This window comes from Janthinobacterium sp. ROICE36, assembly GCF_002869965.1.
Taxonomy (GTDB): Bacteria; Pseudomonadota; Gammaproteobacteria; order Burkholderiales; family Burkholderiaceae_D; genus Janthinobacterium.
In genome coordinates, this window is the sequence record NZ_PEBS01000007.1 from 1 (window position 1) to 14,482 (window position 14,482).

Genomic DNA, 14,482 nt, shown 5'->3' on the forward strand with positions numbered 1-14,482 from the left:
TCGCCCTCCACGAATTCCACTTCGCTATTTGGTACACTTATCCACAGCTGCAACTCAAGAATGCAGCACCCCGCCCTGGGTCAAATTTGGATCGGCGCGGTGGGTCAATTTTAGGTCGGCGCCAACAGGGTAAAATGAAGAAAGGCGAGAAATTATGATGTCGCGCATGTTCAAAATGGCCCTGTGCCTGGGTCCCGCCATCTTCATGGTCGGTTGTGCCACCAAGCAGGCCGCGTATGACTATACGGCCTTCAAGGCGGCCAAGCCCCGTTCCATCGTGGTCTTGCCGCCGTTGAACAATTCGCCGGAAGTCAATGCCGGCAACAGTGTCTACGCACAAGTGACTTATCCGCTGGCCGAAGCGGGCTACTACGTGCTGCCGGTGGCCGTGGTCGCTGAAACTTTCAAGCAGAACGGCTTGACGAATGCCGCCGATATCCACGGCGTCGATGCGAAAAAGCTCAACGAGATCTTTGGCGCCGATGCGGGCCTGTACGTGACGATCTCCAAGTACGGCACGACCTACGCCGTGATCGACAGCGTGACGGTGGTCTCGGTGAATGCCAAGCTGGTCGACCTGAAGACGGGCACCTTGCTGTGGCAGGGCGCGGCCAGCGCATCGAGCAATGAAGGCAATAACAGCGGTGGCGGCGGCCTGATCGGTGCGCTAGTGACGGCGGCGGTCAAGCAGATCATCAACACCAGCACCGATGCCAGCCATCCTATCGCCGGCACGGCGAATGCGCGCATGCTGTCGGCCGGCGTGCCGAATGGCTTGCTGTACGGCCCCCGTTCGGAGCGCTACCTGGTGCAGTAAGCGTCCGGTAACACCCCGCACAGGCCCTGCATTCGCCAGGGCCTGTAGTCGGCAGTGCCAGGCGAGCGACTCCGCATCGTTTGCAGTGATGAGCAGCGCCAAAGGAACTGGCGGACTCGTCGTCCGGCGCTGTTTTGCGTGAGTCCGGGCAGAGCCTGAAGAGTGAGCAAACGATGACTATGGTAATTTAGGCGTAGTAGTTGAGACCAGACCGGATACGATGGCAAACTCCATTACTGCAACCGGTCAGTGCCAACGTCAAGCTCCTTACCCGACTATTTGAGAAACACGTCAGTTATCGAGCGAGCCGGTTTACAGACTGGCTGCGAACAGCCTATCCGCGATCTCGGCGACGCGTACTCCGTACATGCGGGCGGTTTCGAGGTCGCCGAACGACATCTCTTCCGGCGCTGCATCAGCAGGCGTCTGCGCCATCGGACCGAGGAACGAGCCCATGCGATTGATATCGTCGCGCTGGGATGCCTTGGTGTTGGAGGATTTCATGCCCATGCCCACCCAGATTCCGCGATGCTGCGCGGCCAGCAGTGTGAAATACTGAAGCGTCGCCAGCTTGTCACCATTGATGCTTGCGCTGTTGGTAAATCCGCCGAAGACCTTGTCCTTCCACAAATCGGCAAACCATGGCTTTGACGATGCATCGGCAAATTTCTTGAATTGCCAGCTCGGCCCGCCCATATAGGTCGGCGAACCGAGAATGATGTATTGTGCGCCTTCTATCTCCGCCCACGCTTGATCGGATAGATTACCGTCGGCGTCAATCTGAATCAGGCTTGCTTGAGCGCCCTCAGCCACAGCATTGGCCACCCGTTCGGTATGGCCATAACCTGAATGGAAAATGACAACGCCTTTTGATTTTTGAGAATACATGTTCATGATAAGACTTTCAATGTTGATGGGTAATGCGTGAAGTAATCAGGGCGAGAAAGACCAGCATTGGGAAAAGGGCATGCAGCCATTCCTGTTGAATCACCAGAGTGAGGGCGGCGGCGGCCATGACGGCCCCTCCTAGCGCGATTCCCGCTGTATTGGTCATGCTTCGTGCCTGGAGAAAAGCGCTGGATAGTTCGAGCAAACCAGTGGCGTAATGCATCCACCCGGGGTATCCCCATCGCCGATATTCGGCGAGCAGCGGGATAGTGGCGAAAACATTGAGCAGCCCAGCGTACACGAAGAACGCGACCAGAACCCACTTCAACAAGCCACGCCAGGAGACGGTTTTCAAGATAAATTCCTTCTTCGAAGAAGTGTTCATGACGATTCCGTTTGACGTCCCGTGCAAGCATCCACGCCCGGATTCTCTGGCCTGAGCTTGCTGACGCTGTCGAATCGGGCGAGCGCATCGGCGTCGAGCTCAAGGTTCACGGCGGCCAGATTCTGTTCAAGCCGAACCAGACGCTTTGCACCCATTACGACTGAAGTGGCGAAGGGCTTCGCCCGTACGTACGCGCGTCGCTCGGCAAGGCCATTCGCCTTGACATCTGCGTCCAGACAGCGCTGCACGATGTTGTCGGCCGTCGCTTGATCCATTCCGGCAAGATCGTGATACAAGCCCGCCTGCCCCGCAGGGCCGCAGGTCATTGTGCCGAGGTATGGCTCGGACACGAACAGCCTTGTGTTACCCAATTGTTTGTAGCGCATGATCACCTTGAAAAGTGTAGCGGCTCCCACCTAATGAGCCCAAGCGATCACTTTACCCGCAGCGAATTTATCTATAAAGTGCTCCAATAGAAACTCATTGTTATCCAAATATATGACAATACAAAACCTTGAGGCGTTGGCGATTTTTGTTCGCATCGCGGAAATGGGCAGCTTCACCCAAGCCGCTGAGAGCATAGGCATTCAGAAAGGCCGGGCCTCGAACGTGGTCCGCCGGCTAGAGGCGCAATTGGGTGTGCGCCTGTTACACCGTTCGACCCGGACGGTGCAATTGAGCGAAGACGGGCGCAATTTCTACACGCGTGCGCGTGCTTTGCTCGCGGATGCCGAGGATCTGGGTGCAATGTTCACCGGCGGCGACGCACCTCTGAGCGGCCGTATCCGCATCGACTTGCCCACCGAATTAGCCCGTACCACGTTCATGCCCGCCTTATCGACTTTCCTAGAACGCTATCCGGACATCGAGCTGGAGATATCGAGCACTGACCGGCGCGTCGATCTGGTCCAGGAAGGGATCGATTGCGTGCTGCGAGTCGGCCCCATTGTCGACGAAACGCTGGTGGCACGCGCCTTCGGCGACCTTACAATGGTGAACGCCGCGAGTCCGAGGTATCTTCAGCAGCGTGGCATACCTCGCACCCTGCACGATCTGCTCTCGCAGGGACATCGCATGGTGCACTACACGCCGACACTGGGTGCCCGGCCATTCGGCTGGGAATATCCGGACGGCAACCGCTATGCCACGCTCGCGCTACCCGGCGCCGTTAGCGTCAACAACGTTCAGGCTTATCACGGTGCGGGACTGGCCGGCCTGGGACTGATTCAGGCCGGGCTGGCCAGCCTGAAACCCTATCTTGCGAACGGCGAACTGATCGAGGTGCTGCCGGGTTTGCGGCCGGCGCCGTTGCCGGTATCGGTCGTGGTAGCGCATCGCCAGAACCTGTCGCGCCGCGTCCGGATTTTCATCGAATGGCTCGAACATATCCTGCAGCCAGACTTGGAACGGTAACCGAAGGCGCAGCCAGTCTCCTCATGTGGGGTTGACGCTTCCATTCATGAGACTGAGCTTGGTCGCGATCACCGTGTTTCAACCCTTACATGGCCGCTTCGGGGCGTTTGTCAACGGTCGCCTGACGTGACGTGACAGGTCAAGACCGCGCCGGTCTTCCTGAAACCGCAGCACCCGCACAGCAGTTACCAGATCCATGCCTGGCAAGTGTTGAAGGGCGTGCATGGCACCAGCAGATCGTTCGTCTGCGACCAGCAAATCGCGATCGACGTGCGTAGTGATGGCCGCGAAGACGACTTGAATGCGCATTCGGCCACGATGCAGTCCGTCGTGCCGGTCACAGCCATGGAAGTGGACCTTGGCAGAGGCGACAATGCCGGCGTGCCGGCTCACTTGCTGGCTGACCTGGCTGGCGCCAGCCGGCTTCCCCCAGGCACGTTAAGATAGCGGTATTTTCGAGACTGAGAGGGTGGCGTGCGCGTGTTGCTGGTGGAAGACGATCCGATGATCGGGGAAAGCCTGGTCGAGGGCTTGCGCGGTGAGTGCTATGCCGTGGACTGGGTGCGCGATGGCCATGATGCGGAGCTGGCGCTGGCCGGTTTCGCCTACGATTTGATGCTGCTGGACCTGGGCTTGCCCGGCAAGGAGGGCATGGAGGTGCTGCGCGCCATACGTGCGCGGGGTGCCGACTTGCCCGTGCTGATCATCACGGCGCGCGACGGCACGCCGGCCCGCGTCGAGGGGCTCGACAGCGGCGCCGACGATTATCTGGTCAAGCCATTCGACCTCGATGAGTTGCTGGCGCGCATACGCGCGCTGCTGCGCCGCCGGGTCAGCCGTTCGCGCTCCGTCATCGAGCATGGTGTGCTGACCCTGGACCTGGCCAGCCACGACGTCAGGTTCGAGGGGGAGCTGATCAAGCTGCCGCCGCGCGAGTTTTCCGTGCTGCGCGCCTTGCTCGACCATCCGGGCAAGGTGGTGTCGAAGCGGCAACTGAGCGAAAAGCTGTACGGCTGGGATAGCGAAGTGGAAAGCAATACCGTCGATGTGTACGTGTACCAGCTGCGCAAGAAGTTCGGCGCGGACAGCATCCAGACCGTGCGCGGCGTGGGCTACAAGATGCGGGTAGCATCTTGATGACCATCCGCCGCCAGTTGCTGCTGGGTTTACTGGCCGCCACCTTGCTGTGCGTGCTCGGCGCGGGTATGTCGCTGTTTCGCTCGTTGCTGGAAGAAGCCAATGAACTGGCCGATTTGCAGCTGCGCCAGCTGGCCGTGGCCTTGCCCGACGAGTTCGAGCCGCAGGCGGGCTTGTCCGCCGCGCAAGATCCGGAAGAAGCGTTCGTGCTGCAAGCGTGGGACGAACAGGGGCAGTCATTGTCCGTCTTGCCGGGCCAGCCGGCACTGCCGCGCTATGCGCTGGCCGGCTTTGCCGATGTCACGGTGCGCGGCGAGGACTGGCGCCTGTACGGCGAGACGCGGCGCGGGCGCTACGTGCAGGTGGCGCAGGCGCAGGCCGTGCGCGACCAGCTGGCCTGGCAGATGACCATGCGGGCAGGCGTACCCCTGCTGGTGTTCGCGCTGATCCTGGCACTGCTGATCGTCGTCGTGGTGGCACGCGCGCTGGCGCCCCTGCACCGGCTGGCCGAGTCGGTGGCGGGCCGTTCGCCGGACGCCCTGACGCCGCTGGAGGCGCAGCAGATGCCGCCCGAACTGCGACCCGTGGCGCTGGCGCTCAACAGTTTGATGGGCCAGTTCGAGGCTGCGCTGACTGCGCAGCGCACCTTCGTTGCCGACGCCGCGCATGAATTGCGCTCGCCGCTGACGGCGCTGAAATTGCAGCTGCAGGTGGCCGAACGGGCCGCCAGCGAGGAAGAGCGCCGCGTGGCGCTGGCGCGGCTGCACGAACGGCTGGACCGCAGCACGCACCTGGTGCGCCAGCTATTGAGTCTGGCGCGCCATGAAACGGCGCTGACGGCCAGTCAGCTGCACACGGTAGACCTGGGACAGTTGCTGGAAGCGGCCGTGGCCGACCACAGCGCGCTGGCCGACAGCCGCGCAATCGACCTGGGCGTGGTGGAAACGGCGCCGGCCAGGGTGCTGGTGCAGGCCGATCCCGACGGTTTGCAAGTCTTGCTGAATAATCTGATCGACAACGCCTTGCGCTACACGCAGCAGGGTGGGCGCGTCGACCTGCAGGCGGCGCTGGAAGAGGGCCGGCCCTTGCTACGCGTGTCCGACAACGGCCCCGGCGTGCCGCGCCAGCACCATGCGCGCCTGTTCGACCGCTTCTTCCGTCCCGACGGCAACGACGCCTGGGGCTGCGGCCTGGGCTTGTCCATCGTGCGCCACATCGCCGAGCACCACCAGGCCGACATCGCGCTGGCCGATGGGGAAGCGGGGCGGGGCTTGCAGGTGACGGTGCGTTTCCCGCAGCCAGCCTGAATACAAAAAAAGCGGATGCCGTCGCCAGCCTCCGCTTTTCAGTCACGCGAGGGGCGCTTACGCCAGCTCGGTGATGAATTGCGCGCGCGCAGGGCGCACTTTTTGCAAGTCCACCAGCCAGTCGCCTTCATCGGCGCGGTAGCCGAGCGGCAGCATGACGACAGAGCGCAAGCCTTTTTCGCGCAAGCCCAGGATGTCATCGACCTTGGCCGGATCAAAACCTTCCATCGGCGTCGAATCGACTTTTTCTTCCGCTGCGGCGATCAGGGCCGTGCCCACGCCGATATACGCCTGGCGCGCCGCGTGCTGGTAGTTGGTTTCCGCGTCGCGCTGCGGATACGTGGCCAGGATCTGTTGGCGGTAGGCTTCCCAGCCTTCATTCTTGAAGCCGCGCACGGTGTTGACCAGGTCAAACATCTTGTCGATGCGTTCGACCGTGTAATTGTCCCAGGCGGCAAATACCAGCAGATGCGAGGCGTCCGTTATTTGCGACTGGTTCCACGCATGCGGCTTGATCTGCTCGCGCAGGGCCGGATTCGTTACGACGAACACTTCATACGGGTGTAGTCCGCTGGAGCTGGCCGTCAGGCGCACGGCTTCCAGGATGCGCTCGACCTTGTCTTGCGGCACCGTTTTCGTCGGGTCCATCTTCTTGGTGGCGTAGCGCCATTGCAGTGTTTCGAGCAGTGCGGACATGTCAATCTCTTTCATAATGAATAGTTCAGATTGGAAATGATAGCGGATTCAGGCATTTCAAGTGCACAGGGTCAAAGAACTTGTATAGCGTACTCAAGTTAGCGCACCCAGGCACCGTTGTCTACAGGCCAGGCAAGGCACGCTGATGTTGCTGGTAGCGAGTCAGCCAGCGGGCGGCGGCGCGCCATGCTCGACCGGCCACTTGATGGTAAATAGGCTTCCCCCGAGGCCGCCGTCCGCTTTGCTGCGCGTGCAGGCCGCGCTGCCGCCATGCGCGCGGGCGATGGCTTCGACCACGGCCAAGCCCAGGCCGCTACCCGCATGCAGGTCGCCGTCGTCGCTGTCGCCGCGGCGAAACGCGACGAACACGTACGGCGCCAGTTCCTCGGCAATGCCGGGCCCCGCATCCTCGACGCTCAGGTAGTACTGGCCAGCCTGCACGCGGGTGCGCACGCGCAGCAGGCCAGGATGGGCATAGCGACGCGCGTTGTCGAGCAGGGCCAGCACGATCTGCCGGATGCGCGCCGCGTCGCAGCAGACGGGATGGTCGGACAGCTGCAATTGCAGGGCAAAGCCGGCCGCTTCCATGTCCGGCGCCAGCAGGCGGCCCACTTCCTCTATTTCCAGGGTCAGGTCGGTCCACGCCATGCGCAGCTGCATGTAGCCGCTGTCGGCCAGGCTCAGGGTGCGCAAGTCCTCGATCAGGCGGCCCAGGTCTTCGACTTGCGACAGCAGGCTGGAAAACGGCACTTCCTCGGGCTTGAAGACGCCATCGACGACACCTTGCAAGGTGCCGCGCAGGATCGTCACGGGCGTGCGCAGTTCGTGCGCGATGGCGGCATTCCATGTCTCGCTTTCCTTGGCCGCCCGCTGCAGGCGCTCGGCCATGCTGTTGAAGTCATCGACCAGCATGGCCGTTTCGCCCAGACTGCGGTCGCCCGCGAAGGCGCGCGCGGACAGGTCGCCATGCGCCACGCGGCGCACGCTGTCCATCACGGAATTGATCGGTTTCAATATGCGCGAAGCGAGCTTGATGGCGAAAAACGCGGCCAGCAGCAAGCCGAAGATGGTGATGGCGAAGATCCACAGCCACTCGACGGTGCTGGGCGACCAGTCGTCCGGTTCGGACAGCATGCCGGGGTCGATCTTGAAGGCGACGGCGAAGAAAATCCACGAACCGATCCAGATGAGCAGGATGCTGCTGACCATCAGCACGGACATCGACAGCACGATCTGCCGGTTCAGGCCCGTGAAGCGCATCAGTCGCTTTCCAGCCGGTAGCCCACGCCGCGCAGGCTGGCCGGCATGTTCATGACGCCCGCTTCCTCCAGCTTCTTGCGCAGCTTGCTGACATGGCTGTCCACCGTGCGTTCCAGCGAATTACTCTCGGGCATGCACGATTCCAGTAGTTCCAATCGGCTGCAGACGCGGCGCGGCGTGCGCGCCAGGTGCGCCAGCAGGCGGAATTCCGTCAGCGTCAGGGTCAAAGGCACGGGCGCACCTTCGCGCAGCACGCTGGCCACATACGTTTCCTGGTCGATTTCGATGGGGCCGCAGCGCAGGCGCTGGCCGCCCACCGGGTGGTGGCGCACGCGTGAGCGGCGCAGCACGGCCGCCACGCGCGCCACCACTTCGGCCGGATTGAAGGGCTTGATGATGTAGTCGTCGGCGCCCACGCGCAGGGCGGCCAGCTTGTCCGCATCCTGGTCGCGCGCCGTCAGCATGATGACAGGCGTTTCGCCGCGCCGCCGCACTTCCGTCAGCACGCCCCAGCCATCGACACGGGGCATTTGCACGTCGAGCAGCAGCAGGTCCGGCGCCAGGGCCAGGTGCTGTTGCAGCGCTTCCTGGCCATCGTGCGCGAAGGCGGTGCGGTAGCCGTCGCGTTCCAGATAACCGGCGAGGATGCGGGCAATTTGCGGTTCATCTTCGGCAATCAGGATGAGGGCGGTAGGCGGCGTGGTGGCAAGAAAAGAGGGCTGGCTGGCGCTGTGATGATAGTTCATGCAGGAGTCTAGCATTCTTCTTTCTCTCCATCGAATCTCCACATTTCTTTGACGAAATATCCACCTTGGCGTTTTATGATGCGCTTATCTGTCGACCGGACCGCCGGTTGGGATCTGCCATAGAAAAGACCATGCATCCGAGCCACCTCACCAAGAAAAATAGTTTGATCGTCGCGGCACTGTTCAGCCTTGCCGCCTGTTCCAAACCCGCGCCGCAAGAAGGCGCCACGCCACCCGCCGCAGTGACGGTGCTCAAGCTGCAAGCCGCGCCCGTGGTCCTCAGCGACGAATTGCCGGGCAGGGTGGCGGCCTTCCGCACGGCCGACATCCGCCCGCAGGTGGGCGGCATCGTGCTGCGCCGCCAGTTCGAACAGGGCGCCGAAGTGAAGGCGGGGCAGAAGCTGTTCCAGCTCAACCCTGCGCCATTCCAGGCAGACGTCGATTCGGCCGCCGCCGCGCTGCAGCACGCGGTGGCCACGGCGAACCGCGCCAACAGCCAGGCGGACCGCTTGAAACCGCTGGTCGAAGCGGACGCCATCAGCCGCCAGGCGTATGACGATGCCGTGGCCCAGCGCGAGCAAGCCGTGGCCACCGTGGCGCAGGCGCGCGCCAGCCTGGCGCGCCGCCGCCTGGACCTGGCTTTTGCCAGCATCGAGGCGCCGATTGCAGGGCGTATCGGCTCCGAACTGGTGACGGAAGGCGCGCTGGTAGGCCTGGCCGATGCAATGCCGATGGCGCGCATCCAGCAGATTGACAAGGTGTACGTCGACGTGCGCCAGCCGGCCGCCGCGCTGGCGGCGCTGCACGCCTCCGGCACGGGCGGCGCGGACAAGCTGCCCGTGATCATTTTAGGCGCCGATGGCCAGCCGCATCCCGTCACGGGCCGCATTTTATTCTCCGGCATCAGCGTCGATGCGGGCACGGGCGACGCCGTCATCCGCGTGCTGGTCGACAATCCGCAGCGCCAGCTGCTGCCGGGCATGTTCGTGCGCGCCCGCATCGCCCGCGCCGTGCAGCCGAATGGCGTGCTCGTGCCGCAGCAAGCCGTATTGCACAGCAGCGGCGGCCAGGCGCAGGCCTGGGTGCTCGATGGCGCGCACAAAGCCAGCCTGAAACCGATTAGCGTAGGCGATGTGGTCGACCACCAGTATGTGGTCAACGGCGGCTTGACGGCTGGCGAAACGGTCGTCATCGAAGGCCAGGAACGTTTGCAGCCGGGCGCCACCGCAGCGCCGCAGCCGTGGAAGCGCGCCGTCGTGGCAGCCGCTGCTGCCGCCAAGGCGCGTTGATGCACCATTTGAATACAATGAAAGCGTAATGACATGCCTCAATTTTTCATCAACCGCCCCGTTTTTGCGTGGGTGGTGGCGGTCTTCATCGTCCTGTTCGGACTGATCGCCATACCGCAATTGCCGATTGCGCGTTTCCCCTCGGTGGCGCCGGCCAGCGTCAGCATCAGCGCCAACTACCCCGGCGCCACGCCGCAAACCATGAACGATGCCGTGGTAGGCCTGATCGAACGCGAACTGTCGGGCGTCAAGCACCTGCTGTATTTCGAGTCGTCCACCGATACCTCGGGGTCGGCCTCGATCACTGTCACCTTCCAGCCGGGCACGAATCCGGAAATGGCGCAGGTGGATGTGCAGAACCGCCTGAAAGCCATCGAGCCGCGCCTGCCGCAAACCGTGCGGCAAAATGGCTTGACGGTGGAGTCGGCGTCGTCCGGCTTCCTGATGATCGTCAGCCTGATTTCCCAGAATGGCCAGCATGATGAAGTGGCGCTGGGCGACTACCTGGCGCGCAATGTGACGGAAGAACTGCGCCGTATTCCCGGCGTGGGCAAGGTGCAGCTGTTCGGCTCCGAGCGTGCCATGCGCATCTGGGTCGACCCGGCCAAGCTGGTGTCGTACAACATCGCCATGGGCGAGCTGACGGCCGCCATCGCGCAGCAAAATACGCAGATCGCCCCGGGCCGCCTGGGCGATACGCCTGCCGTCGAAGGCCAGCGCGTCACCATCCCGCTGACGGTGCAGGGCCAGTTGCAAACGCCCGCCGAATTTGCCGCCATCGTGCTGCGTGCGAACGCGGACGGCTCGAAAGTGACCATCGGCGACGTGGCCAGAGTGGCGCTGGGCGCGCAAAGCTTCAATTTCAGCATCCGCGAAAACGGGCAAGCTGCTTCCGGCGCGGCCATCATGCTGTCGCCGGGCGCCAACGCCGTGCAGACGGCGGCGGGCGTGCGCGCGCGCATGGCCGAACTGGTGCACAGCATGCCGGCCGGGATCGAGTATTCGGTGCCGTTCGATACGGCGCCGTTCGTGAAAATCTCGATTGAAAAGGTCATCGTCACTCTGTTAGAGGCGATGGTGCTGGTCTTCCTCGTCATGTATCTGTTCCTGCAAAAGATACGCTACACCCTGATTCCCGCCATCGTCGCGCCCATCGCCCTGATGGGCACCTTTACCGTGATGCTGCTGGCTGGCTATTCCGTCAACGTGCTGACCATGTTTGGCATGGTGCTGGCCATCGGCATCATCGTCGACGACGCCATCGTCGTGGTGGAAGCGGTGGAGCGCCTGATGGCCACCGAGGGCCTGTCGCCGAAGGAAGCGACGTCGAAAGCGATGCGCGAAATCACCGGTGCGGTGGTCGGCATCACCCTGGTGCTGACGGCCGTGTTCATCCCGATGGCGCTGGCCAGCGGTTCCGTGGGCGCCATCTACCGCCAGTTCACGCTGGCCATGGCCGTCTCGATTTTGTTCTCGGCATTTTTGGCCCTGACCCTGACGCCGGCCTTGTGCGCCACCATGCTCAAACCGATAGGCCCACACGATCACGATAAAAAGGGCTTTTTCCTGTGGTTCGACCGCCAGTTTGAGCGCATGACGGCCCGCTATGAAAAGGGCGTGGTGGCCATGCTGAAGCGCGCCGGCCGTTCGATGGTCGTGTATGGCGCCATCGTCGCGGCGCTGGGCGTGGCCTTCATGCAGCTGCCGTCGGCCTTCTTGCCGGAGGAAGACCAGGGCTATTTCATTACCTCGATCCAGTTGCCATCCGACGCCACCATGGAGCGCACGCTTGATGTCGTCAAGCTGTACGAGCAGCACGTGGCCACGCGGCCCGGCATCGAGGTGAATCAATCGATCCTCGGCTTCAGCTTTTCCGGCGCGGGGCCGAACGCGGGCCTGGCGTTCACCATGCTGAAGGACTGGAAACAGCGCAACGGCGCCACGGCGCAGGAAGAAGTGGCGCTGGCGCAGGCCGCCATGGCGCAGGCGAAGGAGGGCGTAATCATGAGCCTGATGCCGCCCGCCATCGATGAACTGGGCAACTCGTCCGGCTTTTCCATGCGCCTGCAAGACCGCGCCAACCAGGGTGTCAACGCCTTGCAGGCGGCGCAGAACCAGTTGCTGGGCCTGGCCGCGCAAAGCAGCAAGGTGGCGGGCGTGTATCCGGATGGCTTGCCGCCCGGCGCCAGCGTGCGCCTCGATATCGACCGCAGCAAGGCCGAAGCGCTGGGCGTGTCGTTTACGGCCATTGCCGACATGCTGACGGCGGCCATGGGCTCGACCTACGTCAACGATTTTCCGAATGCTGGCCGCATGCAGCAGGTGATCATCCAGGCCGATGCGCCGTCGCGCATGCAGTTGAACGATGTGCTGGCCCTGCGCATCCGCAATAACGCGGGCGCCATGGTGGCCTTGGGTGAACTGGTGCGTCCCGTGTGGAGCGAATCGCCGCTGCAACTGGTGCGTTATCAGGGCTATCCGGCGGCGCGCATTTCCGGCAGCGCTGCGCCTGGCGTGTCCAGCGGCGACGCCATGCTGGAAATGGAACGGTTGGTGAAACAGCTGCCGCCCGGCTTCGCGCTGGCGTGGACGGGCCAGTCGCTGCAAGAGAAGGAATCGGCCTCGCAGGCGCCCATGCTGATGGCGCTGTCGATGCTGGTGGTCTTCCTCGTGCTGGCGGCCCTGTATGAAAGCTGGTCGATTCCCGTCTCCGTCATGCTGGTGGTGCCACTGGGCTTGCTGGGCGCCGTGCTGGCAGTGATGCTGCGCGGCATGCCGAACGATGTGTTCTTCAAGGTGGGCATGATCACGATTATCGGCCTGTCGGCGAAGAATGCGATCCTGATTGTCGAATACGCGCGCCAGTTGCAGGCGCAGGGCAAGGGGCTGGTCGAGGCGACGGTGGAAGCTGCCCGCTTGCGTTTGCGCCCGATCCTGATGACCTCATTGGCATTCGCGCTGGGCGTGGTGCCGCTGATGCTGGCCACGGGCGCCAGCGCCGAGACGCAGCATGCGATCGGCACGGGCGTGTTCGGCGGCATGATCACCGCCACCGTGCTGGCCGTGTTTTTCGTGCCCGTGTTCTTTGTCGTGGTGCTGGGCGCCGTCGACAAGGCGGGCAGCTATTTCAACAAACGCAGTAATCGCACCGCCGTCAAGGCGGTGGAAGGAGAGTTGTAATGCGTTTGATTTTTATCACGCCCCTGGCCGCGCTGGCCTTGTCGGCCTGTTCATTGGCGCCGCCGCTGGTCAAGCCGGTGCCGCCTATCCCTGCCGCTTATGCCGAGGTTACCGCACCGGGCAGCGCCGCCGACCTGGGCTGGCGCCAGATGCTGCTCGATGCGCGCCTGCAGCGCCTGGTCGACATCGCACTGGACAACAACCGCGACTTGCGCGTGGCGTCCCTGAACGTGGAGGCCGTGCGGGCCCAGTACCAGATCCAGGATGCGGGCCGCACTCCGGCCATCGGCGCCAATGCGGGCGGGGTGCGCCAGCGCGGCGCCGATGCGACTGTTCAAAACACGTTCACGGCAGGTATCGCCATGAACGCATTCGAAATCGACCTGTTCGGCCGCCTGCGTTCCCTGTCGGACGCCGCGTTTGCCCGCTACCTGGCCACGCAGCAGGGCCAGCGCGCCGCGCACATGGCCTTGATCGGCGGCGTGGCCGATGCGTATCTGGAACAACGGCTGGCCGAGGAACAGCTGGCGCTGGCGCGGCAAACCCTGGCCGACTGGCGCCAGGCATTGTTGCTGACACAGCGCCTGCACGGCGCGCAGCAGGGCAGTGGCCTGGACGTGGCGCAAGCCGAAGGGCAGGCGGCCACGGCGGAAGCGGACGTGCAGGCGCGGGAGCGGGCCAGTGCCTTGGCCCGCAACAACCTGGAATTGCTGCTGGGCGCGCCGCTGCCAGCCGATTTGCCCGCTGGCCGGCCGCTCGATGGCCAGCCCGTACTGACGCAGCTGCCACCCGGCCTGCCGTCGGACTTGCTGGCGCGCCGTCCCGACATCTTGCAAGCCGAATATGCGCTGGTGGCGGCGAATGCGGAAATCGGCGCCGCCCGTGCCGCCTTCTTCCCGCGTCTGTCGCTGACGGCGTCGCTGGGCCTGGCCAGCCCGGAGCTCGGTGATCTGTTCCGTGGCAGCGCGCGCGGCTGGTCGTTCGCGCCGCAAGTCACGCAGCCGCTGTTCCAGGGCGGCCAGCTGCGCGCGGAACTGCAACTGTCGCGGCTGCGCAAGGACGTCGCCGTGTTGCAATACGAGCAAGCGATCCAGTCGGCCTTCCGCGACGTGCGCGACGGCCTGGCCGGCAGCGCCACGTATGCGCAGCAGATTGCCGCGCAGCAGCGCGTAGCGGCAGCCGCCGAACAGCGGCGCAAGCTGTCGGCCTTGCGCTATGGCGCGGGCCAGGACAGTCGGCTGGAATTGCTCGACGCGCAGCGCCAGTCGTATGCGGCACAGCAATCTTTGCTAGACTTGCGACGCGACCAGTTCAAGTCGGCGGTGGCCCTGTACAAGGCGCTGGGGGGCGGGCTGACGGAGTAA

At 63.6% G+C, this 14,482-nt stretch carries 14 protein-coding genes; 8 read left to right on the plus strand and 6 right to left on the minus strand.

Going from position 1 to position 14,482, the window contains the following annotated elements:
- Positions 1–154 precede the first annotated feature (154 nt).
- Positions 155–817 (plus strand): DUF799 domain-containing protein, encoded by a 663-nt coding sequence (locus CSZ94_RS04470; RefSeq protein ID WP_102120420.1) that lies wholly within the window; start codon positions 155–157, stop codon positions 815–817.
- Positions 818–1,129: 312 nt separating this feature from the next.
- Here CSZ94_RS04470 and CSZ94_RS04475 read toward each other — a convergent pair whose 3' ends face one another.
- The 3 genes from CSZ94_RS04475 to CSZ94_RS04485 are packed head-to-tail and all read right to left on the minus strand — an operon-like array spanning position 1,130 to position 2,476.
- A complete protein-coding gene (locus CSZ94_RS04475; RefSeq protein WP_102120421.1) occupies positions 1,130–1,711 on the minus strand; it encodes a flavodoxin family protein in 582 nt (193 codons plus the stop codon).
- Between the two features lie 10 nt (positions 1,712–1,721).
- Positions 1,722–2,090, minus strand: a complete 369-nt coding sequence (locus CSZ94_RS04480) for a DoxX family protein (protein ID WP_102120422.1) — start codon at positions 2,088–2,090, stop codon at positions 1,722–1,724.
- Positions 2,087–2,476: an aldo/keto reductase gene (locus tag CSZ94_RS04485; RefSeq protein WP_102120423.1), complete on the minus strand. Its 390-nt coding sequence runs from the start codon at positions 2,474–2,476 to the stop codon at positions 2,087–2,089. Before CSZ94_RS04485 ends, CSZ94_RS04480 begins: the two co-directional genes overlap by 4 nt.
- A 118-nt stretch (positions 2,477–2,594) precedes the next feature.
- Between CSZ94_RS04485 and CSZ94_RS04490 the strand changes: the two genes are divergently transcribed.
- The 4 genes from CSZ94_RS04490 to CSZ94_RS04505 all read left to right on the plus strand — a co-directional run bounded on the left by CSZ94_RS04490 (position 2,595) and on the right by CSZ94_RS04505 (position 5,947).
- Positions 2,595–3,503, plus strand: a complete 909-nt coding sequence (locus CSZ94_RS04490; protein ID WP_102120494.1) for a LysR family transcriptional regulator — start codon at positions 2,595–2,597, stop codon at positions 3,501–3,503.
- Between the two features lie 210 nt (positions 3,504–3,713).
- Entirely contained in the window at positions 3,714–3,950 is a 237-nt protein-coding gene (locus CSZ94_RS04495) for a hypothetical protein (RefSeq protein WP_102120424.1), read from the plus strand.
- 27 nt (positions 3,951–3,977) lie between these two features.
- Positions 3,978–4,640, plus strand: coding sequence for a response regulator transcription factor (locus CSZ94_RS04500; RefSeq protein ID WP_102120425.1), 663 nt, complete (start codon positions 3,978–3,980; stop codon positions 4,638–4,640).
- Positions 4,640–5,947, plus strand: a complete 1,308-nt coding sequence (locus CSZ94_RS04505) for an ATP-binding protein (protein ID WP_102120426.1) — start codon at positions 4,640–4,642, stop codon at positions 5,945–5,947. Before CSZ94_RS04500 ends, CSZ94_RS04505 begins: the two co-directional genes overlap by 1 nt.
- A 57-nt stretch (positions 5,948–6,004) precedes the next feature.
- Here the strand turns inward: CSZ94_RS04505 and CSZ94_RS04510 are convergent, their stop codons facing one another.
- The 3 genes from CSZ94_RS04510 to CSZ94_RS04520 form a co-directional block, all read right to left on the minus strand.
- Entirely contained in the window at positions 6,005–6,643 is a 639-nt protein-coding gene (locus CSZ94_RS04510; protein ID WP_102120495.1) for an NAD(P)H-dependent oxidoreductase, read from the minus strand.
- Between the two features lie 162 nt (positions 6,644–6,805).
- Positions 6,806–7,903 (minus strand): ATP-binding protein, encoded by a 1,098-nt coding sequence (locus tag CSZ94_RS04515; protein ID WP_102120427.1) that lies wholly within the window; start codon positions 7,901–7,903, stop codon positions 6,806–6,808.
- The gene (locus CSZ94_RS04520) at positions 7,903–8,649 is read right to left on the minus strand and encodes a response regulator (protein ID WP_180977367.1); all 747 of its coding nucleotides are present in this window, start codon (positions 8,647–8,649) and stop codon (positions 7,903–7,905) included. Before CSZ94_RS04520 ends, CSZ94_RS04515 begins: the two co-directional genes overlap by 1 nt.
- 131 nt (positions 8,650–8,780) lie before the next feature.
- On the opposite strand from CSZ94_RS04520, the gene CSZ94_RS04525 reads away from it, so the two are divergent.
- Genes CSZ94_RS04525 through CSZ94_RS04535 form a run of 3 tightly spaced genes read left to right on the plus strand, consistent with a single transcriptional unit; the run spans position 8,781 to position 14,482 of the window.
- Positions 8,781–9,938 (plus strand): efflux RND transporter periplasmic adaptor subunit, encoded by a 1,158-nt coding sequence (locus CSZ94_RS04525; protein WP_102120429.1) that lies wholly within the window; start codon positions 8,781–8,783, stop codon positions 9,936–9,938.
- Positions 9,939–9,971: 33 nt separating this feature from the next.
- Positions 9,972–13,118: an efflux RND transporter permease subunit gene (locus tag CSZ94_RS04530; protein ID WP_102120430.1), complete on the plus strand. Its 3,147-nt coding sequence runs from the start codon at positions 9,972–9,974 to the stop codon at positions 13,116–13,118.
- Entirely contained in the window at positions 13,118–14,482 is a 1,365-nt protein-coding gene (locus tag CSZ94_RS04535; protein ID WP_102120431.1) for an efflux transporter outer membrane subunit, read from the plus strand. Before CSZ94_RS04530 ends, CSZ94_RS04535 begins: the two co-directional genes overlap by 1 nt.